Source organism: Bacillus cereus group sp. BfR-BA-01360 (assembly GCF_022663595.1).
Taxonomy (GTDB): domain Bacteria; phylum Bacillota; class Bacilli; order Bacillales; family Bacillaceae_G; genus Bacillus_A; species Bacillus_A cytotoxicus.
Genome location: NZ_JAKUFV010000002.1, coordinates 279,727 through 302,169 on the forward strand (window position 1 = coordinate 279,727; position 22,443 = coordinate 302,169).

Below are 22,443 nucleotides of genomic sequence, written 5' to 3' on the forward strand. Positions count from 1 at the left end.
TAAAGCTCTCATCCTTTTATCTATTTAATTTCACACTATAATAGCGCATTGCTTTTAAGGAACCTTTGGCTTGAAAAATATTTTGTTTTATTAATGTTTGTAAGCGATATTCAAGAAAAACATCCCCGACTAACTGTTCTACACGGCCAAGCACTTCTCCAATTACGTGAGCGGCTTTAGAAAAACCTTTGTCTGCTCCTATTTCTTTTGCACATCGAACTATATATTCATCAAAATAATCTTCTACTACAGAATGAACTGTACCATCTTTCCAAATGCGTAAGAGTGCTGTATTAGTAGATAAAGCGTTCCATTCCTTTGTTAAATCTGCTCGAGCTTCTTCTTTTAAACATTCCTTTTCTTTATATTGTTCAAGAATGACCGCTATATCTTCTGGGGCTAGTTCACCAGTTCCACATATATCATACTCTTTATTCAATAACTCTTTCTGCGCTTCTGAAGCGTTAATTATTCTAATATTTTTCTTATCTTTTAACATAGCAAGTGCAAAGCAAAGCCCTACATGTTCATGAGCATTATCTGCTTTCCAAATTGTAACTGATGTATCTTTTGAAATAGAGCGCATCTCTTCTAATGAAGAAAGAAAGCGCGGTAAATACTCTTCCTCAAAATAGAAATCACCTGTGCTTAAATTGCTAGATAACCATTCTTGCCTAGCAACTTGTCCTTTTCGATCATCTAAGTGAAAAATTGGCCCGACTGAAAAAATATCCGATAATGAAATGACATAATCTTGATGAAACCCTTCCTTTTTTAACGTGTGCTTTAAGCAACTTGCCGACGAATCACCAAATGCAATATGTACATGTTCGCTGTCTTTTATGTGTAATGTAGGCTTTTGTGATTCTATTAATTGTTTTGGTATTTCTGCTACCATATGAATCATTTCTTCATCCCGATGTTCCGCTACAAGCTCAAGTTGCAGTAAAACAAGGCGTAACAGTGATTTCACTTCTTCTTCTGACATGTTATCAATAATTTTCCGTAACTGATCTCTCATGCCTTTTCTCCTCTATTCGTTCTTTGACATAATCAAATGTTGATTAAGAGCATCTCTCATCATATCAGCAGGATACTTCGGTATTTTCAACATTACAGTTTTATTTAAATTTTGATTGAGCTTTTCAATATTAATAAAAGGCTTCTGTTTCTCTACTAATTCAGCGTAGAAGTAATGGTCCACCATAAAGACCGCATCATTCATTTGCGAAAGAATACTGCGATTATTTGTTGCTGCATATTGCATCGGTGAGCTACTCTTTACATAATGTTCAATTACTTCTGGTTCGACTCCATCTGATAACAAGTTTGTTACTAAGTTCTTTTGAAATAACGCCTCAAAATTTCGTAAATCCTTTTTCGTTACTCCATAAATGATGAAATGGTACCGCGTCACATTATTCATCACGATTACACATTTCTTACGATTGATTGTAAATAAATTCGCGTGCCAACTATGTAAGTTGTTACTTTCCCTTTGATCTACTTTCTCTGTTTTTAATTCCATCATATCTGCTAGTTTTTTTGTACATTGGATTAATTGCATGTTTATTTTAGTCCTTTCATTGTCCCTCATTATGTCTAGCAAAAATTCCTTTTATTTTTCACGGAGTTATTCCTTTCAAAAAGTATTCCATCTTTTATATTGTTCTTTTTCCATGTCTCGCTCACTAAATAAGTTTAACTCTTTTTTAGCTTGAAAGATGAGAAATTCATCGTTCATATTATGAAATCTTGTCCAAATGATTTGATTCTTTTTATGACACTCATGAATATGTTCAGTTAACTCACAATACGGTAACTTCCCTTCTTTCCATTCTATAAATTTCACTGAAAGTTTTTCAAGCTCTTCTTCTGTTAATTTTTTATGATATAAATTTACAATTTCTAAATCCCTTTTTCGTTCTGCTTTTGACTTCTTCATATACAGTCATTCTCCTAAACATTTAATAAAATAGCAGTCACATTCTACATATTGTGACTGCTATTTTATGTCTTTATTCAAATCCTAAAGCCTTAAACACAGAATCCTCCGCACTCTGATAAAATGCAATCTGAAACTTAGCAAACAACTCAGGTGGCACGCTTGGAATATCAACAGCTGATGCCATTGGTAAAAGTATTTTCTTCGCTCCTGAATCAAAACAAACTTGCAGTACATTCGCTAATTCTTCTACTTTATTAATCGTACCACTGATACTAATAGATCCTAATACAACCATTTGATTTTGCACCGGTTTACTTAACGCACCAGAACATAACGCAATAAATGCTGCAAGTGATAGTTCACCTGTTAAACCGACGCCATGAATATCTTGAATATGCATTAAATAATCTTTTGTCGTCGTACTAATAGTTCCACTCATATTTTTATGATTTGCTTTAAAAAATCGAAAAGCTGTATCAATACTTTCCTTTGCATCACGATCTGAATTTAATCCCGTTTTTTCAAACTTACCAGTTCCACTTACAACTTCTGTTTCTAATTTATAAGTACCAATCATTCCCGTCTTGCCACGAGTCGCTGTATAAATATTCCATTTTAATAATAAGGATTGTTCACTTTTTAGGCGGTATCCTACATTAAAATCTACTGTTCGTAAAAAAGTATCCAATCTGTTTAATGCCTCAGCTTGGATTTCAAAAAAACAAGAATTTCTTCAATACAAAATTTTCTGAATTAAAAACTCATCATAATACTTTTAACCGAGCTAAAATAATTGATGCAAGTTCTTTTTTTCTGGATTCTGTATTTACTTGAAAGATATTTTCGACAACCGCTTTTTCTTTTACCTCAAACTCTTTTAATCCTTGTAATAAAAGGGACGAAGCCTTTTTTGTTTCCAAAAAAAGAAATGGTCTAGACTTAATGGTTGACTTATATTCTTGTTTTTTTACCATTTTTATACATTCCTTTGGGCCACTTTTTGATACTCTTATTGTAACCTTTTAAGGTTATAAATAAAAGCAATTTCTCTACAATGAAAAAAACCAGCAATATTTTGAAAATATCACTGGTTTAACTTACTTTATCCTTGAAATATTAAAAACATCATATCTTTCCCTTACAGGACTGTATACAAAAACAAAATATGAAATGATTTGATTAAATCCCTTTACCATGTCCATATTGAATCGGAATATCATTATAAATTTCAGATATATCTATTGATGTATATACCCCAAAAATAAAGATACTAGCAAATACAATCCCCATTAATTTCCTCATTATTTTAACGCCCCTTTTTCTTCTAAGATTTTCTTCGCTTCGTAACTCATATAGAAATATTGATTTGATTTCATTTCTTCCTTTTCGTTATAAAGTTTCACAGCCAACGCCTCAGCATATTCTTGTACATATCCCCATAAACTTTGCTGTTTAAAATATGAAACCCCTTCATTTACAACGCTTTCTACTTTTTCTAACGAATGCTCACTATACATATTTTGCAGAATTGAAAAATGATAATAATATTCTTTTGTAGAAGCCTTCAAACCTTTTTCGATGTATGTTTTTGCAATTTCTGATTTCCCTAATTTTAAATGTTCACGTGCTAGTAAAAACATTGTTTTATAATCATGTTCTTCATCTTCAAAAGCATCGAGAAGATAACGTATCGCTAATTCAGAAAGATTTTGATCAGCATATAATAATCCTAAATTATATTTCACTTTCAAAACAGAATCTTCTTCACTTTGTTTCTTAAATGTATTAATAGCCGCAAGTAAATATTCCTCTGCCGCCTCAAATTGTTTTAATGCAATACATGATATACCAAGTACATTTTCACATGCTGCTGTTTTAACCTCATAACCTACATTTTTAGAAAAGAAATCTTTTGCCTTTGTAGCATAACGAATGGATAGGATTGGTTGATCAATATAGTAATAATACAAAGCAGTACGATAGTGAAACTCCGCCTTTTCATATACATCAGAAATATCTTTCAATAACTCGTCTGCATAATCATGGTGTTCTTTCGCATCATTATAGTTCCCAGTTTCCATTGCATAAATAAATTTAAAGAAATGATAATAATATTGCAGAAACACATCTTTTTTCACAGGTGTAGTTGCTAGATTACAATCAACATGTTGTAGCGAAAATCAAGCAATGAGTAATAAATGAAACTATCTGGATTCTCTTCAATTTGATATAGATTTGTATCAATTTCTTTTTTTAGTTGTCTTGCTTTTAAAACATGCTGTGCACGCATTACTTGATACCATTCATTTAATTGTTTAGTAATTTGTGTATTCGTTATAACATTTGCATCCATAAGTACATCCCCTCTTTTTATTAGTTAAATATTAACACAATTTTCAGACATTAAAAGAACTATCTTTTTCTGTTAATTGAGAAATAATTATCATAATATTCTAACTTAAAGTCCGGTAATCGTGGAGGAGAGAGAAGATTCCCCCTCGACCTCTCACACCACCGTACGTACGGTTCCGTATACGGCGGTTCAATTAAGTCTGACGAATCATTGAATATCTATTACTCAAACTTTTAAGACCTAGATATCCCCAGTAGGAATTGTCTAGGCTTCTTTTCGTATGCTGTCTGTTTGGCGATACTCAAAAATTGGAGTTTCTTTCTCCTTACCCTTGATAATTTTTATTGTTTCCATATAACCATTCGGAGCCTTCTTCGAATCCACTTGTCTCGTTCTTTACATATGGACGGCGTGTCGCTTAATGCATTATATCCACACCATCCAATTAGATATTTGTAGATGGTCAACCAAATTTGCCCCACCTTTGTCACCGAAAACTGACCCACCTACTCTTCCTTCGTGACTAATCGTACTTTCATTCTGTAGCTATTTCCGTTAATATTAAAAATATGACAGTACTGAACAAATATTTATTATATGCATTTTTAAGCCATAATTCCTCTTTAAATCTTGGTATGATATGATCCACCTTTGAAACGCGTCTGGATCAACGAGGCCATAATTCCTCTTTAAATCTTGGTATGATATGATTAAACCACTTATGGAATCTGTAACAATAACGCCATAATTCCTCTTTAAATCTTGGTATGATATGATTAGCCAAATTTCAATGTCATCGGAAATAATGCCATAATTCCTCTTTAAATCTTGGTATGATATGATACCAAAATTTGTTGTAATAATGCTGGTGTTGCCATAATTCCTCTTTAAATCTTGGTATGATATGATACATGCACCGAAACCTCTTGATATTCCTCAGTTTCAAGGGGTTTCTTTTTTAAAAAAACGAGTTTAAAAATGCTCTTTTGGTTATTTTCGTGCTAAATTTTTTTCATATTACGTCAAAACAAAAAACACTTGCTAAAATTGCAAGTGTTTTTTGTTAGAAAAAGTCCGTTTTATTTGTTCCTAATTTTTCATCAATGGTTTGAACACCAAGTAAAATATCCATACTTTCAAATTGCTTTTCTGTTACTTTTAATGAACGGATTGCTCCATTTACATTTGGAATGTTTTGTCTAAGTCTTCTCAAATGTTTTTGAGCACCTTCTTCTCCATTACAAACTCTTGTGTACACAGAAAATTGCAGCATTGTGTAACCATCTTTTAATAAAAATTTTCGGAAACGGGTGTAGGCTTTTCTTTCAGCTTTTGTCATCACCGGCAAATCAAAGAAAACAAGTATTCTCATAAATTTACTCATACGTATGTTGCCGTAATGCAATCAGTTCTGGCAGTAGTAATAGCGATGCATCATTTTGCCGGCACGCTGATACATAGCTTTTTATCATTTGTTCTACACCATTTGTTATACTTTGTCGTTCTTCTTTCCATACTGCTTCAATATTTAATACCGAAAACAGCTTTTCTCTCATTTTAGAATCCCACTCTGTTTCATCTGACACATTCAAAGCAACAATAATATCAACAAATGGTCTTAATACTTCCATAAAGTCATCAGCAAGGTTAAACGCATTTGTTTGACTATCATGAAATATACCTAGACTTGGGTTAAAGCCGTAGCGAACAAGTGCGCGAGCTGTTAGAGAGCGCACTAAACTATATCCATAGTTTAAAGAGATATTACGCACATCATCTTCTCTCCGGTAAAAGTTTGGACCAAATAGCGCCGTAAAATACACTTTTGCACCGTAGGCTTCGCGATTTGTACGATCACCTGATTCTACACTTTTGCTAATAGAATATAATTTTTGCGCATCTTCCCCTTTGTTTGCTAATTCAAGGCATCTCGCTTGATTTTCTAATTTACGAATTACAATCTGTTGCCAAATTCTTTTCTTAAATGGTTTGCCTAGCCCCAATTGGACATCTAACACAGCTTTTTGTCTGGAATGTCTATGAAACGGTTGTAAAATTCCCGCTGGTAATCTTTTCCAATCACATACAATAAGCTCTACATGATATTCGACACATTTACTTAATAAAGCAGCTGTGATTGTAATTGCTGGATCTTCTATTGTAATCGTGCAAATATCTTCTAAAGGAATACGCACCGTTTCTTCTTGCTTAATTAACAATTGTTCATCACATGTTGAAAGTTTACTTGGATTTCGAATTACAATATGTCTAAATGCCATGTCGTTTCTCTCCGTGTACTTTATTCATTCTACCTAAAGGATCCACTTGGTATTTTTCAAATACAACTAATTTTCGCACTCCTATTTCATCTTCAAAACTGTTCATATGATCTATCATTCTCACACCAGCACTCCCTGAATGGACACCTTTGAAATACATAAAATTTTCTTGCCATACATGTTTTTCACCAGTGTGTGTTTTTGTTTCTTTTTCTTTCGGCATCTTCACTCTAATTAAATCGTTAGGATATAACGAAAAGAGAAATTCATACTCATCAGTAATTTTTCTCCACTCACTATAAGGCTTTTTCGTTGTAATTAATCGATCTGGAACTTTTTTAGCAAGCACATCAGCTACATAAACAGGCGTTAAGAAATAATTCCCTGTTTCTTTATGACGAAACACCTCTGTTCTTACAATACTCGCATTATCAGCAGCTGTTTTCTCATCCAGCATGACAACACGATTTGCTTTTTCTTCAATTTTAATAGAGCGAATAATCGGTGCGTTTTCTGGATTCTTCGCTGGCTTATAAAGCGGTGTGTTAAAGGCTTTTTTCTTATCTTTTCCAGATTCAAGGTATCTAGATTTTATTGCTTCATATGTTTTCATATCTGTTTCTTTTCCAAACATTGGGAAATCTCCATTTTTATCAAATGGAATTTGATCTAACTTTACTTTTTTTACAGTACGAATGTAGCCATCATCTGTGCGCCCTCTTACTCGCTTCAACGTTTCTTCATGTATTTGTCCCTTCATTGCTCGTTTTGGCATTCTGGAAACAAAAATTGGCTTTAGTTCCTTAATAAAGGATTCATCATAAGTTTTTAAGTTTAAGCTTTCCATTGCTAGTTTTATGTTTTCAGAGTCTTGCATCATTCTAATTTCTAATTCGTGAATGAACCCTGGCCAAGGTTCAGGGAAAAATTCCCCTTCTCGTTTTAATTGGTTATGAGCATATTCTTCGCGCCGCTTAAAATACGCTCTTACCTTATGTTTAAAAGGCAAGCTAACCGCTACAATTACTGCATCTAACGCATGATGTAAAGCGTTTTCTTGGCGATTTTTGTTAAATCCCCATCGTTTTCGCATAAGAGATGTATAAGCTCCATTCACTGTATGCACATATGTTTTTTTTCCTTCTTCTATACGGAATTGTAAGTTATCCTCAATAAATGTTTTGATATAACGAGTGATGTAGCGTGTATCATTTAAATGTCTAGAGCGAAATTCTTCGGCTTGTTCTTCATCAAAATTCTTTTTTAACAATAAGCTTTTTTTCTTTTTTGAAACTTTCATCGTTGTTACTAACGAAGTGAACTCTTGCCATTTTGTTTCATCGTGACCAAACCATTCATATGGTGTGCGATTTTGTTTATTTTGGTTTTCTGCTGCTAGAACAAGTACTTTATTGTTATTGCTATCATCAAAACTACGACTATATGGAATAATATGATCTACCTCGGCATAGCCAATCTCAAATAACTGCTTTATCGGAATTGATTTAAAAGAATATGCACAGCGACAATCTTGTTCTTGCCAAAGTTTATATTTTAAAATGTCATGACCTCTTGGATCGCCAAACTCTGGACGAAGTTCTAAAATATGTTTTTTGGCCCCTTCATTCATTTGACGGTTTTTATTGTATTGTTTCTCAAGGTCTTTCCGTTCTTTATATCCCCTCCCCATTTCACGTGCTAATTCAATATATATTGATGAGGGCGAACCATATCTTTTAATAATTCCATTAATTACTTTACGCACTTGTGATAGAGAACGAATAACAACTGGATTCACAATATCTTTTGCTGGTACAGGGGGTAATAACTTTTGCTTTTCCCGGTTTACTTTTTTATTAAACTGATAACCTGCTTTTTCACAAGCTTGATGATAAGGAATCCCTTGTTCCATAAACGGCAAAATATTTCTAAGCGCTTTTAATGATAGATGCCCAAACTTTGTAAAGGAAAGGTGTAAGAGTTCTTCAATCAATTCGTCATTGTACTTACGATTTGCTAGGTTTAATTCCTTTTTTCCATTACTCGCCACATATTGATTTTGTAAATAGTCACGAATATCTTGATCGTCTTTAAATACAGTTAAAGCATAAGCGATTGTATCTAAATCAACTGGACGGTATGTATCATTCAAGCTTTTCCCTTCGATTTTTTGTAATATTTTTCTGATTTTATATTGACTTTCTAAAGAAAGGAATGTTCTATTTTCATTTTTCTCTATTTTTTCATTTGGATCATAAAAGATTTCATTAAATCGTTGTTCATCATTTAATTTTAATAGCTTTCTCAACTCTTTATACTTTACTTCTTTCTTTGAAAAAAGAGAGTTCAAAATAAGATCTCGCTCTTCTTGCGTAAGTGATCTTGCAGGAGAAGTTCCTGATAGAATTCTTAAACGATTTAATTTATCAAGAGCTCGAAAGCGTTCGAATGTATATGTGCTCTTTGGTGCTCGTTTCTCTTTCGGTTCAAATGTACAATTCCCAATTTTTTTCGCTATATCATCTTTTGTTGCAAAAGGTCTTTGTGATGACCATATTTGAAGAAATTTATCTTCATTTTCCATAGTTGCGAAAGCATGTCCATATGCTCTTTGCTTTTCAAAAATAAGCTGTATCTCTCTTTTTAAATCACTTCGTGCAACAACATGAGTATATTCCCCACCTTTGTTACGCTTAGTACCTTCAAATTTCTCATCATACAGAAGCATTTCACTAATTGTTTGATACCCTTTTTCTTCCATCAATCGCTTATTTTCTTGAACTGCTGATAGAACGGCGCCATTATCTTCTTCTTGTAATTCACTTTTACGATTAGATTGAAATCCACGATTTTTTGCAAAGTGAACTAATATACGTGCAAACTCACGATCTGACAATTTTCTTTCTAAAGCATTTACACGTACAAGCCAAATATCTAAGTCACCATCTTTCCAGTCATATAATTGTTCCATTTGAACTTGTGTTAGTAAACCTTTTTGAATCATAAATTTACGAACTCTCTCCACGCGGTGTCGCCTTCTTCTTAAGCGTTTTCTAGTAGAACGAGCTAGTCTTCTTGGAGTTGACAAAGAAGCGCCTGTTTTCGGTTGCTCAGCAACATCAAAAATACGTACTCCTAAGTCCTCAATTCTTTCTATATCTTCATTAATAACTGCCCAACCAACTGATGCAATTCCTATATCTAGTCCAATGCTATATTTCATTTACTAGCACCTCTTTTAGAAAATTCTGTGTTTTATATATAAAAAAATGACTAAACGAAGTTAGTCATTTTTTAGGGGAATCCGATAAAATCGGAGTTAGGCGATCCCCAACGCCACGGCATATTGCCTTACCATAATAACTCTATAAATCTTGGTATGATATGATACAGCGGCTTCCTCAAACCGCTGTATACATTATATTACATTTTTATGGAAAAGTAAACATGAAAATAGATTAAATATCAAATTATTTTAATATTACCCTTTAGTTGTTCACCAACTTAAAAACTGTTTCTTTTCAACTCCCCTATCTAAACATGATACCGATTCCGTCTTCGTTCCATTCTTGTTTGACCTAGTGTTGTCGGTTCTTGTTGTTCATGTTGCGGTTCTTGTTGTATTGCGTGGATATTTTCTTCACGCATTGATTCATATGGACGCTTGTCTTTTGATTGAGTAGGTGTTCTTCCGAATGTTAACATTTTCATTCTCAGTTTCGGTAAACGTGGAATGCGAATGTGAAATGTAGGTCTCATTCGTTTCTTTTTTTGTTTTAATACATTTGGTGTTTCTTGTTTAAACTTATCATTTTTACGACGAAATCCATTTGCGAATAAACCACCTACTAAAAAGCCCGCTATGAGTAATAGTAAATACATTTTTTCTGTTGTGAGTAAATTCATCATGCGTCCTAAAACAGCTAGTGATTGTACTTCTTTTACATCCCATAATAATGCTCCCCATAGCGCAAGTAATCCAAACGTAATTCCATATGTACGGAAGCAAAGAATGGCTGGAAGTAAAGCGATACATGCAGCAATTTTCGCGTTTGCTAGTAACGAGCTCATTGTTACGTATTGATCCCAAATTCCCATTAAGAATGTAATAAATATAGTATAAGCTAGCCAACTACAAACACGAGAACTCGTTTGTTTTGTATAATAACTACCAAAACTCGTAAAAAACAATAATCCACCTAGAATGAGTGATAATGGTAGCGGGATTTGTTTCATAATCCCCGCAACCGGGAACAAACCGCTAAGCAGCATTAACAATACATCAAGCTTCTTCACAATGTTCCACCCCTTTCAAAACTTCTTTCCTTTCTATTTTGCAAAGGAAATGTTGTTATTTTATCAGACCATGCCATATAAAAGCATGTTTCATGTTTTCATAACTATTATTCCTAAAAGACATCTTAATCCTGCTTGCATGAAAAGTAAATACAAAAAACAAAATTAGAATTGACAATCGCTCCCTACACTTTTATGAAGAAATGACAAATCCTTGTTTTTGAGACAAATGGGATTTGTCATATGTTTAGAAGTATTATTCGTTATTTTTTAATGATTTTGTTACTTCTGAATACGAAGGGGGTTCTGGATCATCCTTCTTTATTTTTAATCCAATAGATCCCCTTATGATAGCAAATAGAAAAACACCTTGCCACGAAATCGTAATAGACTCCATAAAATAATCAATTGTCATAATGAGAATATATGTTTTTCCTGCATCGAATAGAAACGGAATCCATCCTTTGCTTGTTTGAATCAAATCAAGAGATTTCAAAGCTTTTGGTATATTGTCCACAATGAGTGAAAGTGGAAGATTAGTGAATATATACACGATAAAGAACATAATGAGAGCCTAATTCGATTCATATTGTAGCCCTACTATTTGTAATAACACCAATTCAAGCCATGTAAAACTCAGTAAAAGAATCGCTATGATCCATGTACAGATTACAATCGTCTTTCATTTCTTCATAATTTCTCACCACCTATCCTTATTCATTCTCTATCAGCCAATCTGTATCCAATTCATCACTTGATTGCCATAAGTCAATATCTGTTATATACTTTTTTATTAGTTTTACCATTTGCATCGGAAATGGTATAAACGGACGCTCCCCAGGTATGATGCTCATTTTGCACATATAAGTGATTATTTTAGCAATCTGATCTCGTTCCTCTTGCTTCGCTCCGAGTACTACAATTTCTAATATGCGCTGTTCCTTCCATCCCGTATCGTTTAGAGGATAGATATTTACACTATAATACAGTCCGCTTTGGTCCACATATAACTCTGTTTCATCGCACTCCTTTTCTAACGGCATTATATAGTTCGGAACATCATACTGATTGTTAATACGAATGGCTGTTACATTAGAAAGTGATTGGAATTCCTCACTGATATAAGGTAGATCATGTAAGTCCATGTGTTCATTTTGCAAACTTTCAATCCAGTACTCTCTCATACTTGCGTCTATAAGAAAATACACTTGCTTATTTTCCTTTTTAGCTTCTTCTGCGATTGCTGTTAATTCTTCCGTTATATATTTTTTAAATTGAATTCCTATATCATTTCGCTTTGACGGTTGCGGTAAGAACGTTTCGTGTGCACTTACGTTTAAGAGGATAGATGTAAAGTCTCGCCACTCATGACTCCCATATAATTTATATACAATTTCTCCCTCGTTTATTTTGGATAGAATAGGTACAAATTGATTGTTATAGATTTCTTCTATTGATAAACTAACATATGTATGTGATGGATGCATACTCTCCCAGCTTCGTTTACGAAATCCTATCTTTTCTAATAAACTAAAAATGGCTCTTACTATATGTTCCTTCTTTATCTCCTCTCCGTCTAATCGTTCGATAAATTGTGAAATGCGATTTGTCCTTGCAAATGCTTCTCGAATCACTTGTTTCGGATCGATTTTTTCACGACCATCACACTTTTCGACTTCTATTAAAGACAACGATGTTTGAAATGATTGGATTGGTATAGAAGATATTGCTCGGATCACACTTTGGATACGATCTTCTTTATACTTATGACAATAATCCATTCGATATGGGTGCTGTTTAATAATTTTGGGATTATACGTTACGATGTTTAGTATAATTTGCGGTTTAGAATTTAATATATAAGAATGGTTTGCCCTCTTCTCTAAAATTAGTCCTTCTTCAAATAATATTCTTTCTATTTCTGTAAGTCTTTGAGAAGACCATAGTTCTAGTGTGATTTCTTTCATTTCTTCTCTTATATAAAGTGGAAATAACTCATCATTTTGATTTATAGTTATATTTTTACATAGCGGAATATATGTACAATGAGGAAATCGCTGATGAAATGCTTGTAAGAGTACTTCTTTCTCTCTTCTACTGATCCCACGTTTTATTTTCGTACCGGGAACTTTAAAAATATTTTCATCATATATAACAAGTGCTCGTATCCTTTTCCCTTTTATATATTTTTTTGGACTTTGCATAATCTTAACTAAATCTAACTGTTTCTTAAGCATAAAAACATTCTGTAATTCCCGATAAGCTTTGGACCAATTCACTCCAAATCGCGCGTCTTCTATTTTGAGTGTAACAAACTTATCCTTTTCATTATGGCAGTTAGAGACTAGTACAGTTCCTTTTCTTTTTTTCATAATCATATAATTTGCATATTGATTTGCTGTTTGATAAAAACGCCTTTTACCAATAGAAACTTTAAGTAGAAACATATTTTCAATTCCACGAGTGATAAGCTCAAACCGATATATATAAGAAAAATATTCTTTTGTCTTTTTATCCTGAATAGGCTCAGACATCGCTTCACATCTATTTTGCTCTCGAAGCGGGTAAAAAGGAACTTCTTCATATTGCTTATTTCCTATAGATAGATGCAGCGCGCGTTCACAAAACAAATGTGAAATTAATGCTGGTACCCATATATAAAATGTTTTTTTATCATGTAGTAACGACAACTTTGAAATCGCACTAGGTTGCCATTCTAATAAAACTTCTCCAGGCATTTCGGTCGGTTTCCAGTTATGAATATACGCATACCATTGACGACAAATATATTCTAACTGTTCAGAGCTAAGAGGTTTTAAACATATAATCCATAGGCTATCTTCTGCTAACTTATATGGGTCGTGCTCAATGAATAAAATATCCGAAAACATAATATACAATCTTTTATTTAAAAGTTTAAATTTTTTTATTAATTCGTATGGTCTATTGTGCTCTAATAACAAACTTGACCAATGTTTTGGCCACTGCACATAAAATACTGTTTGCTCAAAAAGTGGATCTATTACATCTTTAAAGGCTAACAACTGTATCGTTTCCATAAAGTAAATACTTCCTCTCTTTTTTCGTTATTTTACATAAAATCCAAAATCAATAGACTGTTAAACTTTGAAACAAAATACAGATTCCACCCCCCTTTTTACTTTTATTATACCATCATTAAAATCCATTTTTTGTTAAAAAACAGTAAAAAAAGGAGGAGGGTTCTACCTCCTCTTTATCTTTCCTATTTCTCTTTTAATTATATAATTTTTTCATAATATATTATGAAAAATGACGAAATAAAATGAATATCTACCGGGTTGCTATTTTTTCTTCAACAGGCCATTTCTCTAACGTATAAGCCATCTCCCAGAACGAATATTCATATTGACTACTAATGATAAAATGCTGTTTCATACGTTTACGATCCGACTCTGTTACTGTTTCCGTAATTTGATCTAATCGCATAATTTGTTCTTCTACTAATGTGCGGAACCAATCCGAACCATATGCTGAAATCCATGCTTGGTAAATCGGTTCTTCTGGCTTACACTCTTTAAGACGCTCGCCAATTTCATAATATAGCCAATAACACGGTAAAATGGCTGCAATAATATCACCTAAATGCCCTTCATAAGCAGCGCGATACATATGGGATGTATATGCATAAGCTGTCGGTGCTGGAATAAAGGATGCTTTTTCTTCTTCAGTGATTCCTAATTTTTCCGCAAAATTTTCATGCAATGACAATTCTGCTTCATATGTATTTTGTGCATGATGTGCCATGCGAGCTGTCGTTTTCAATTCGATCGCCTTCGCTGCCCCTAATGTTTGTACTCTAGCGAAGTGACTCAAATAGTAGGAATCTTGTAAAACGTAGTAACGAAAGCTAGCTAAATCTAGTGTTCCCTCACCTAGTTCTTTAATAAATGGATGCTCAAAACTCGCTTGCCAAATCGGAGCAACTTCTTGACGTAATAACTGTGAAAATGACATTTATATCCCTCCTCATATATGCTACACTCAGCTAACATCTAACGAAAAAATAGACATGTACAAAATAAAAGCCACTTCCTTAGTAGGTAAAGAAAGTGGCTTTTATTTTGTCATTTCCACTTCCCTACGCTGGTACGAACCAGATCAGGTACTAAGGGTCTCAAAGATAAACTTTAATCTCAGCCAATATCGGCACCCCTAGTGGATAGATGAGAACTATATAGTTTTGATAGTTATCATAACATAATTTAGAGAATTGTCAATTATCCAAACTTATATAGTATATTGATATAAAAAACATCATTACTGTGCGGCTAACCCAACAGGCGAGAATAATACATAGGCACCTAGCATGAATATAATAAGGAAGATTGAAAATACCTTTGCATATTTCCATGGCTTTAAATCAACTTTATTAGCATCGAAAAGTTCAAAGTCTGTTTCTCTTGGTTTTAATTTTCCAATCACTAGCATCACAATTACACATGCTGGGAATAGTACACTAAGAATATATAAGAAATTAATAGATCCTAAAAACACTTTTGAGAGCGCATACAAAATAATATGAAAGACTAAAGCAATTTTCGGAGCACTTGCAGGTACTTTTTTACTAAAAAATCCTACGACAACAGCGGCGATAATTGGTACATTGTAAAAACCAAACATTTCTTGTAAGTAGTTATATAATCCAGAAGGTGCATATAAAATAAATGGTGATACGATAACCGCAATGAGACCGAGTGTAATCGCAAAAATACGTCCTACTTTCACCAACTCTTTTTCGCTTGCTTCTTTCTTGAAAATGGGTTTATAAAAATCCAGTGTGAATAAAGTGATCGAACTATTTAATGCACCGTTAAATGAACTTAAAATAGCACCGAACAATACAGCGGCAAAAAAGCCTGATAATGCGATAGGCAAAATCTTAATTACTAACATCGGATAAGCCATATCAGCATTTTTTAATTGATCGCCAAATAAATGGAAGGCAATGATTCCTGGCAGCACTAAATACAATGCTCCAAATACTTTAAATAATCCTGCCAACAATACTCCTTTTTGTCCTTCTGCTAAATTTTTTGCCCCGAGTGCACGTTGGACAATAGCTTGATTGGTACACCAATAAAATAAGTTATTAAACAATAAGCCCATGAAAATTGTTGTCCAAGGTACAGAATCTTGCGAATCTCCAATTGCATTCAATTTTTCTGGATGAGAATGTAATAAAAGATTTACACCATCCATAATACTCCCTTTTCCAAGTGCAAGAAGACCAAGAATTGGAATTAAGCATCCTCCAATAATTAAACCAATTCCATTTAGCGTATCTGAAATCGCACATGCACGTAGGCCGCCAAATACAACATAGGCAATACCAGTCATACCAATGATAAGCGCAATCACCATAATTGTTGTGAAATTACTAAGCCCAAATAGTTGTGAAATATTAAAGATGCTATCAAGTACTAACGCACCGGAATACAATACAGTTGGTAAATAAGCGATGGCATAGCCTAATAAAAATAGAATGGAAATAATTTGTCTTGTTCGTAAATCGTAGCGTTGCTCTAGGAAGTCAGGAATTGTTGTAATTCCACTTTTTAAGTAACGAGGTAAAAAGACAAATGCCATAAAAATGAGCGCTAAAGGAGCGGTTACCTCCCAAGCCATAACGACCATTGAAGTTGCATAGCTTTGTCCATTTAGCCCTACCATTTGTTCTGTCGATAAGTTTGTTAATACAAGTGATCCTGCGATAACGATACCAGTCAAACTTCTACCACCTAAAAAATAACCATCTGAACTATCTAAATTAATATGCCTCGTCTTATACCAAGAAAACCAGGCAATGAAAATCGTATATACTAAAAATGTAATGACTGTTACAAATGCCATGGAGCAATAAACCCCTTTCAAATGATATCTATTTCTCTAAAAGGGGGTAGGGCGCCCTCTTCTTCTTTATTTTGTATTATAGAAGCTCTCTACCTACCCCATCTTATAATCTAGAAGTATATTACGAATGAATTTTATTTGACCGAAAGTTCCGAACATTAATAAGTTCACCTGTTTCAAATGATTCTTTACATGCATATCCGATCACTGTTGATTTTACTCCGTCTTGTACAGTAATGGCTGGCTTACGTTTTTCGATAATACATTGAATAAACTCTTCTACTTCACTTAAATATGCTTGTTCAAAACGCTCTAAAAATCCCTCTGAACACTCGCGAACTGCACCTGTTTGATCAAAAACAGTCACGGCATTTTTTTCTGGAACTGTACCAACGCGAAGCGATCCTTTTGTACCGATAATTTCTGTTTCAATATGATAACCATGTATGCAGTTTCGCCCTGCGACAAAAATACCCATTGTATCATTTTCAAATTTTATGAGTGCCGCTCCAGTATCTGCATCGTTAAATTCCTTAAATTCAGGACAAGCAAATGCTCCTCCAATTGCCCATACTTGTTTTGCCTCTGATTCTAAATACCACCTTGCTAAATCTAAATCATGAATGGCCATATCTAAAAATAAGCCCCCGCTATAATTGCTCTTTGCGAATTTCACAAAACTACCAAGAGCTTTTGTCGGATCTATACCATAGCACCGCACTAAAACTGGCTTACCGATTACGCCTTCTTCAATTTTTCTTTTTGCATACATATAAGATTTATCAAAGCGTCTCATAAATCCAAGCATAAATACTTGATCGGGATGCCTTTGTACTACTTTTTCTACATGAAGAGCCTCTTCTAAATATAGTCCCAGTGGTTTTTCGCTAAAAACATGAAACCCTGCTTCTAATGCTTTTTCAATCTGTTCGCAATGAAACCCAGATGGCGAAGCAATAAAGATTGCATCTAATTCTTCATTTCGCAGCATTTCATCATAATCTGTATAACCGTATGGTATGCCCCATTCTTTCTGCGCTTGTTTTACTTCCTCTTCAATTACACTACATACTGCTGTTAACTCACAGTTGCGAATATGAAATGCAAGATTCTCTGCATGTTTTTTCCCAAGTCTCCCTAACCCAACAATACCAACCTTTACACGTTTCATGAAAAACACCTACCTATTTTGTTTTTTTAAATTACAAATTTCATTTATGTATGTTCGCGCCTTTACTGCATATTCAAAGGGATTTGCTTTTGCTGGATCTTGTTCTGCCTCTACTAATAGCCATCCTGTATAATGCTTTTTAGCTAATTTCTTAAATATCGGTTCAAAGTTAATACTGCCATCACCTGGAACTGTAAATACTCCCTCTTTCACTCCTTGTAAAAAGCTTAATTTATTTTGTTTTACTTTCTCTGCAATATTTAAGCGCACATCTTTTAAATGTACATGTTTGATGCGGTCCATGTACTTTTCTAATATATACATTGGGTCCTCACCAGAAAAAACGAGATGCCCCGTGTCATAGAGTAAATGAACAACATTTGGATTTGTTAAAGACATCAATTTTTCAATTTCTGCCGTTGTCTGTACTCCCGTTCCCATATGATGATGATAAACAAGATAAAGTCCACGCTCTTGAGCTAGTTTTCCTAAAATATTTAAGCCTTCCGCAAGCTTTTGCCAACTTTCCTCATCAAAAATCGGTTTCTTCTCAAAAAGAGGTGTATTCATCAGCCCTTGAATACTATGTCCTTGTTCTGATACAACAACGACTTTCGCTCCCATTTTCTGCAAGAAATCGCAATGTTCTATAAATGGATTCACTGTTTCATGTAACGGCTTTGTTGTTACATAAGCGCTAAACCACGCACTTGCGATTTCCATCTTCCTTAGCGATAACGCTTTCTTTAAAACGTCTACATCTCTTGGATACTTATTGCCAACTTCAGTACCAGTAAAACCAGCTAACGCCATTTCACTAATACATTGTTCAAATGTATTTTCTTTTCCTAATTCAGGCATATCATCATTGGTCCACCCAATTGGTGCAATGCCAAGTTTTACAGTTCCTTCTTTAAACATTTTGTTCAGCTCCTTTTTCCCTTTAGAAAAGGCAATGAAACAAATTGCTTCATTGCCTTCTATTAAATAAGAAAGGCATTTTAATATTGTCTTGCTTGTTTTAAATGGCTCATTCGCTCTTCACAAGCCGCTTGAATTTTCTTATTTTCAGTTATCTCAGCAACACCAACATTCCACCAAGAGTCATATCCATTTGTCATCGTTTTAGGTAATACTTTTATATCAATGAGTGTAGAGATCGTTTGTTTTTTCGAATCTTCTAGAGCAGCTACTAACTCTTCTATCGTTGTTACACGATATGTTTTCACGCCATAACCAGCTGCACTTTGTGCAAAATCTATTTTCATAAATCTTCCTGCTGGCGTTCCAACTTCATTTTCTCTATGACGAAACTCTGTACCGAAACTTCCCATACCATTTGACATTTGAAGATTGTTAATGCAACCAAATCCGGCATTATCAAATAAAAGAACATTGATTTTTTTACCTTCTTGTATACTAGTTACAAGTTCTGAATGAAGCATTAAATAACTTCCATCTCCAACCATCGCATATACTTCTTTATTTGGTTCAGCCATTTTAACACCAAGCGCTCCAGAAATTTCGTATCCCATACAAGAATATCCATATTCCATATGGTACGTATTTGGCTTTTTACTCATCCACATGCGCTGCAAGTCACCTGGAAGACTTCCTGCTGCGCCAATAATAATAGCATCCTCATCAAGTAATCTATTGATTTCCCCAATCACTTTCGTTTGTGTAAGGCAAGAGCCCACTGTTTCATAAAATTCTGGTAGTGCTTCGTCTAGATGGCCTTTAATTTCTGGTTTGAATCCATCTTCTTTATAATCGATTTGATAAAGTCTCTTCAATTCTTGATTCCATAACTGTTTCACCGCATCAATTTCGTCTATGTAACTAGATTGATATTCCTTACTTTCCAATACGTTTTCAAGTTCTTCTAACGAAACCTTCGCATCTGCGACAACCTTAGTTGCATCTAATTTGCCAGCATGAAAATCTGACACATTAATCGTTAGAAACTCAACATCTTCATTTTGGAAAAGCGCTTTTGATGATGTTGTAAAATCAGTAAAGCGTGTTCCAACTCCAATTACTAAATCTGCTTCTTTCGCAATACGATTGGCAGCTAAGTTTCCAGTAACGCCAATACCTCCTAAATTCATTGCATGACCGCTTTCGATAGCACTTTTTCCAGCTTGCGTTTCCCCAAACGGTATGCGGAATTTCTCGGAAAAACGTTTCAGTACTTCCCCCGCTTCAGAGTAACGTACACCGCCCCCGCAAATTATGATTGGTTTTTTCTTCTTTAAAATAAGCCTTGAAGCATCATGAATTTCACTTTGAGTCGGCATACGTCTTTCAATGCGATGTACACGCTTTTTAAAGAAATATACTGGATAATCGTATGATTCTGTTTGTACATCTTGCGGGAGTGCAATGGTAACTGCACCTGTATGAGCTGGGTCTGTTAATACTCGCATCGCGTTAATCATCGCTGTCATTAATTGTTCCGGACGATTGACGCGATCCCAATATTTACTTACTGGGCGAAATGCATCATTTGTTGTAATGGACGCATCATGAAGTTGTTCAATTTGCTGAAGCACTGGATCTGGCTGCCGAGATGCAAATGTATCTCCAGGTAATAACAAAACAGGAATATTATTCGCTGTTGCTGTTGCTGCTGCTGTAATCATATTTGCCGCCCCTGGCCCTACTGAAGATGTACAAGCCATAATTTGTTTCCGATGTTTTTGTTTTGCAAATGCTACCGCAGCCTGCGCCATTCCTTGTTCATTTTTCCCTTGATATACTTCTAAGCTTCCGCCATTTTCTTCCAAAGCTTGCCCAATTCCTAATACATTACCATGACCGAAGATTGCGAAAATTCCTTTCACAAATTTTTCTTCTCCCCCATCAAACTGTATATATTGCTGATTTAAAAATTTAACTAACGCTTGTGCTGTCGTTAAACGAATTGTATCCATTCTTTTCAACCTGCCTTACCTTAAAGTTAAGCGCTTTCTTTCAAAGGGAAGTGATAGCAGAGAGAAATGATACTCTCTGCTATTTACCTCTATTACGCCCAGCGAGTTGTAATCATTTTCTTTCTTGTATAAAATTCTACACCGTCTGAACCATTTGCATGTAAATCGCCATAGAATGAATCTTTCCAACCAGAGAATGGGAAAAATGCCATTGGAGCTGGTACACCGACATTTACTCCTAACATACCTGGATCTATATTTTCGCGGAATGCACGAACTTTACCACCGTCATTTGTAAAGATACAAGCACCGTTTGCAAATCTTGATTCATTTGTGAGCTCAATTGCTTCTTCTAATGTTTTCACACGTACAATAGATAGAACTGGTGCAAAGATTTCATCTTGCCAAATTTTCATTTCTTGTGTTACATGATCAAAAATTGTTGGTCCAACAAAATACCCTTCTCCATTTACCTCCGCATCATTTCGGCCATCGCGAACAAGAGTTGCTCCTTCTTTGATACCTGTTTCAATGTATTGCAGTGTACGTTCTTTATGACCATCACGAATTACAGGGCCTAAGAAAACATCTTCTTCTAAACCGTTACCAATTTGCATTGTATTAGATGCTTCAACAAGTTTTTCAATCAGCTTATCAGCTATTTCCTCTTGTACGGCTACAACAGAACACGCCATGCAGCGCTCACCCGCCGAACCGAATGCTGCATTTATAATTTGTGTTGCTGCTAAATCAAGGTCTGCATCATTTAAAACGATTGAATGATTTTTCGCACCTGCCAACGCTTGTACTCGTTTTAAGTTTGCAGAAGCTGTTTTATATACATATTCAGCAACTGGTTGTGAACCAACGAATGAAATCGCTTTAACATGCTTATGCTCTAATAAGCCATTTACTACATCATGAGCACCATGAACAATATTTAATACCCCTTTTGGAAGACCAGCTTCTTCTAATAATTCTACTAAGCGACAAGCTAATAATGGCGTGCGTTCAGATGGTTTTAATACAAATGTATTACCACAAGCAATCGCCAATGGGAACATCCAGCAAGGTACCATCATCGGGAAGTTAAATGGTGTAATTCCGCCAACTACTCCAATTGGATAACGATACATACCAGATTCTAAATTCGTTGCAATATCAGGAAGTTGTTTTCCCATCATTAATGTTGGGGCACCGGCTGCAAATTCAACACACTCAATACCGCGTTGTACTTCTCCATATGCTTCTTTAAAGCTTTTCCCGTTTTCGATTGTTACCATTTTTGCTAGTTCATCCCAATGTTTAACTAGCAATTGTTGATACTTAAACATGATTCTTGCACGTTTCGGTACCGGCGTTTTTGACCATATTTGAAATGCTTTTTTAGCAACTTGTACAGCTTCATCTACTTCTTCTTTTGTAGAAAGTGGAACATGTGCAATAATTTCTCCAGTTGCTGGATTGTATACTGGTTCTGTTTTAGAGGAATGTGATTCTTTCCATTCACCATCGATATAATTTTTTACTGTTTGAACTGCTACTTGAGTCATTTTATTTTCCTCCTT

20 protein-coding genes, 1 pseudogene, 1 CRISPR repeat array and 1 riboswitch are annotated in these 22,443 nt (G+C 34.5%); all 21 genes and pseudogenes read right to left on the reverse strand.

Annotated features, from left to right (window positions below; translation table 11 throughout):
* Positions 1–16 precede the first annotated feature (16 nt).
* Entirely contained in the window at positions 17–1,021 is a 1,005-nt protein-coding gene (locus MR056_RS03240) for a DUF1835 domain-containing protein (protein WP_048723002.1), read from the reverse strand.
* Positions 1,022–1,033: 12 nt separating this feature from the next.
* Entirely contained in the window at positions 1,034–1,567 is a 534-nt protein-coding gene (locus MR056_RS03245) for a DUF6933 domain-containing protein (RefSeq protein WP_012094369.1), read from the reverse strand.
* 75 nt (positions 1,568–1,642) lie between these two features.
* On the reverse strand, positions 1,643–1,945 hold the full coding sequence (locus tag MR056_RS03250) for a hypothetical protein (RefSeq protein WP_048723004.1): 303 nt from the start codon (positions 1,943–1,945) through the stop codon (positions 1,643–1,645).
* A 73-nt stretch (positions 1,946–2,018) separates the two neighbouring features.
* A pseudogene (locus tag MR056_RS03255) lies at positions 2,019–2,558 on the reverse strand (S16 family serine protease); the annotation flags it as partial.
* 154 nt (positions 2,559–2,712) lie between these two features.
* On the reverse strand, positions 2,713–2,922 hold the full coding sequence (locus MR056_RS03260) for a BrxA family protein (protein WP_048723008.1): 210 nt from the start codon (positions 2,920–2,922) through the stop codon (positions 2,713–2,715).
* Between the two features lie 205 nt (positions 2,923–3,127).
* Positions 3,128–3,250: a hypothetical protein gene (locus tag MR056_RS22205; RefSeq protein ID WP_255815318.1), complete on the reverse strand. Its 123-nt coding sequence runs from the start codon at positions 3,248–3,250 to the stop codon at positions 3,128–3,130.
* Positions 3,250–4,086, reverse strand: a complete 837-nt coding sequence (locus MR056_RS22390) for a tetratricopeptide repeat protein (RefSeq protein WP_235436375.1) — start codon at positions 4,084–4,086, stop codon at positions 3,250–3,252. Before MR056_RS22390 ends, MR056_RS22205 begins: the two co-directional genes overlap by 1 nt.
* Positions 4,087–4,097: 11 nt before the next feature.
* On the reverse strand, positions 4,098–4,301 hold the full coding sequence (locus tag MR056_RS03270) for a response regulator aspartate phosphatase (protein ID WP_235436377.1): 204 nt from the start codon (positions 4,299–4,301) through the stop codon (positions 4,098–4,100).
* Positions 4,302–4,642: 341 nt separating this feature from the next.
* Positions 4,643–4,807 carry a group II intron maturase-specific domain-containing protein gene (locus MR056_RS22535; protein WP_094374226.1) on the reverse strand — a complete coding sequence of 55 codons (165 nt, stop codon included), beginning with the start codon at positions 4,805–4,807 and terminating at the stop codon, positions 4,643–4,645.
* Between the two features lie 103 nt (positions 4,808–4,910).
* Positions 4,911–5,210: a CRISPR direct-repeat array (repeat unit 36 nt; unit sequence GCCATAATTCCTCTTTAAATCTTGGTATGATATGAT).
* A 154-nt stretch (positions 5,211–5,364) separates the two neighbouring features.
* Positions 5,365–5,673, reverse strand: coding sequence for a CRISPR-associated endonuclease Cas2 (gene cas2, locus MR056_RS03275; RefSeq protein ID WP_048723010.1), 309 nt, complete (start codon positions 5,671–5,673; stop codon positions 5,365–5,367).
* A gap of 4 nt (positions 5,674–5,677) precedes the next feature.
* Positions 5,678–6,580, reverse strand: coding sequence for a type II CRISPR-associated endonuclease Cas1 (gene cas1 / locus MR056_RS03280; protein WP_048723012.1), 903 nt, complete (start codon positions 6,578–6,580; stop codon positions 5,678–5,680).
* Entirely contained in the window at positions 6,570–9,803 is a 3,234-nt protein-coding gene (gene cas9, locus MR056_RS03285) for a type II CRISPR RNA-guided endonuclease Cas9 (RefSeq protein ID WP_048723014.1), read from the reverse strand. Before cas9 ends, cas1 begins: the two co-directional genes overlap by 11 nt.
* Before the next feature lie 311 nt (positions 9,804–10,114).
* The gene (locus MR056_RS03290; RefSeq protein ID WP_012094370.1) at positions 10,115–10,876 is read right to left on the reverse strand and encodes a DUF3959 family protein; all 762 of its coding nucleotides are present in this window, start codon (positions 10,874–10,876) and stop codon (positions 10,115–10,117) included.
* A 256-nt stretch (positions 10,877–11,132) separates the two neighbouring features.
* Positions 11,133–11,357 (reverse strand): hypothetical protein, encoded by a 225-nt coding sequence (locus MR056_RS03295; RefSeq protein WP_375293705.1) that lies wholly within the window; start codon positions 11,355–11,357, stop codon positions 11,133–11,135.
* A 232-nt stretch (positions 11,358–11,589) separates the two neighbouring features.
* Positions 11,590–13,935: a pPIWI_RE module domain-containing protein gene (locus MR056_RS03300; RefSeq protein WP_087098745.1), complete on the reverse strand. Its 2,346-nt coding sequence runs from the start codon at positions 13,933–13,935 to the stop codon at positions 11,590–11,592.
* Between the two features lie 253 nt (positions 13,936–14,188).
* Positions 14,189–14,872, reverse strand: coding sequence for a thiaminase II (gene tenA / locus MR056_RS03305; RefSeq protein ID WP_087098747.1), 684 nt, complete (start codon positions 14,870–14,872; stop codon positions 14,189–14,191).
* A gap of 104 nt (positions 14,873–14,976) precedes the next feature.
* Positions 14,977–15,082, reverse strand: a riboswitch (TPP riboswitch).
* A gap of 93 nt (positions 15,083–15,175) precedes the next feature.
* Positions 15,176–16,768, reverse strand: a complete 1,593-nt coding sequence (locus tag MR056_RS03310) for a solute:sodium symporter family transporter (protein WP_087098748.1) — start codon at positions 16,766–16,768, stop codon at positions 15,176–15,178.
* A gap of 121 nt (positions 16,769–16,889) precedes the next feature.
* A complete protein-coding gene (iolG, locus tag MR056_RS03315; RefSeq protein ID WP_087098750.1) occupies positions 16,890–17,939 on the reverse strand; it encodes an inositol 2-dehydrogenase in 1,050 nt (349 codons plus the stop codon).
* A 9-nt stretch (positions 17,940–17,948) separates the two neighbouring features.
* Entirely contained in the window at positions 17,949–18,860 is a 912-nt protein-coding gene (gene iolE / locus MR056_RS03320) for a myo-inosose-2 dehydratase (protein WP_087098752.1), read from the reverse strand.
* Positions 18,861–18,940: 80 nt separating this feature from the next.
* Complete coding sequence (iolD, locus tag MR056_RS03325; RefSeq protein ID WP_087098754.1) at positions 18,941–20,875, reverse strand: 3D-(3,5/4)-trihydroxycyclohexane-1,2-dione acylhydrolase (decyclizing); 1,935 nt, start codon at positions 20,873–20,875, stop codon at positions 18,941–18,943.
* A 92-nt stretch (positions 20,876–20,967) separates the two neighbouring features.
* The gene (locus tag MR056_RS03330; RefSeq protein WP_087098756.1) at positions 20,968–22,428 is read right to left on the reverse strand and encodes a CoA-acylating methylmalonate-semialdehyde dehydrogenase; all 1,461 of its coding nucleotides are present in this window, start codon (positions 22,426–22,428) and stop codon (positions 20,968–20,970) included.
* Between the last annotated feature and the right edge of the window lie 15 nt (positions 22,429–22,443).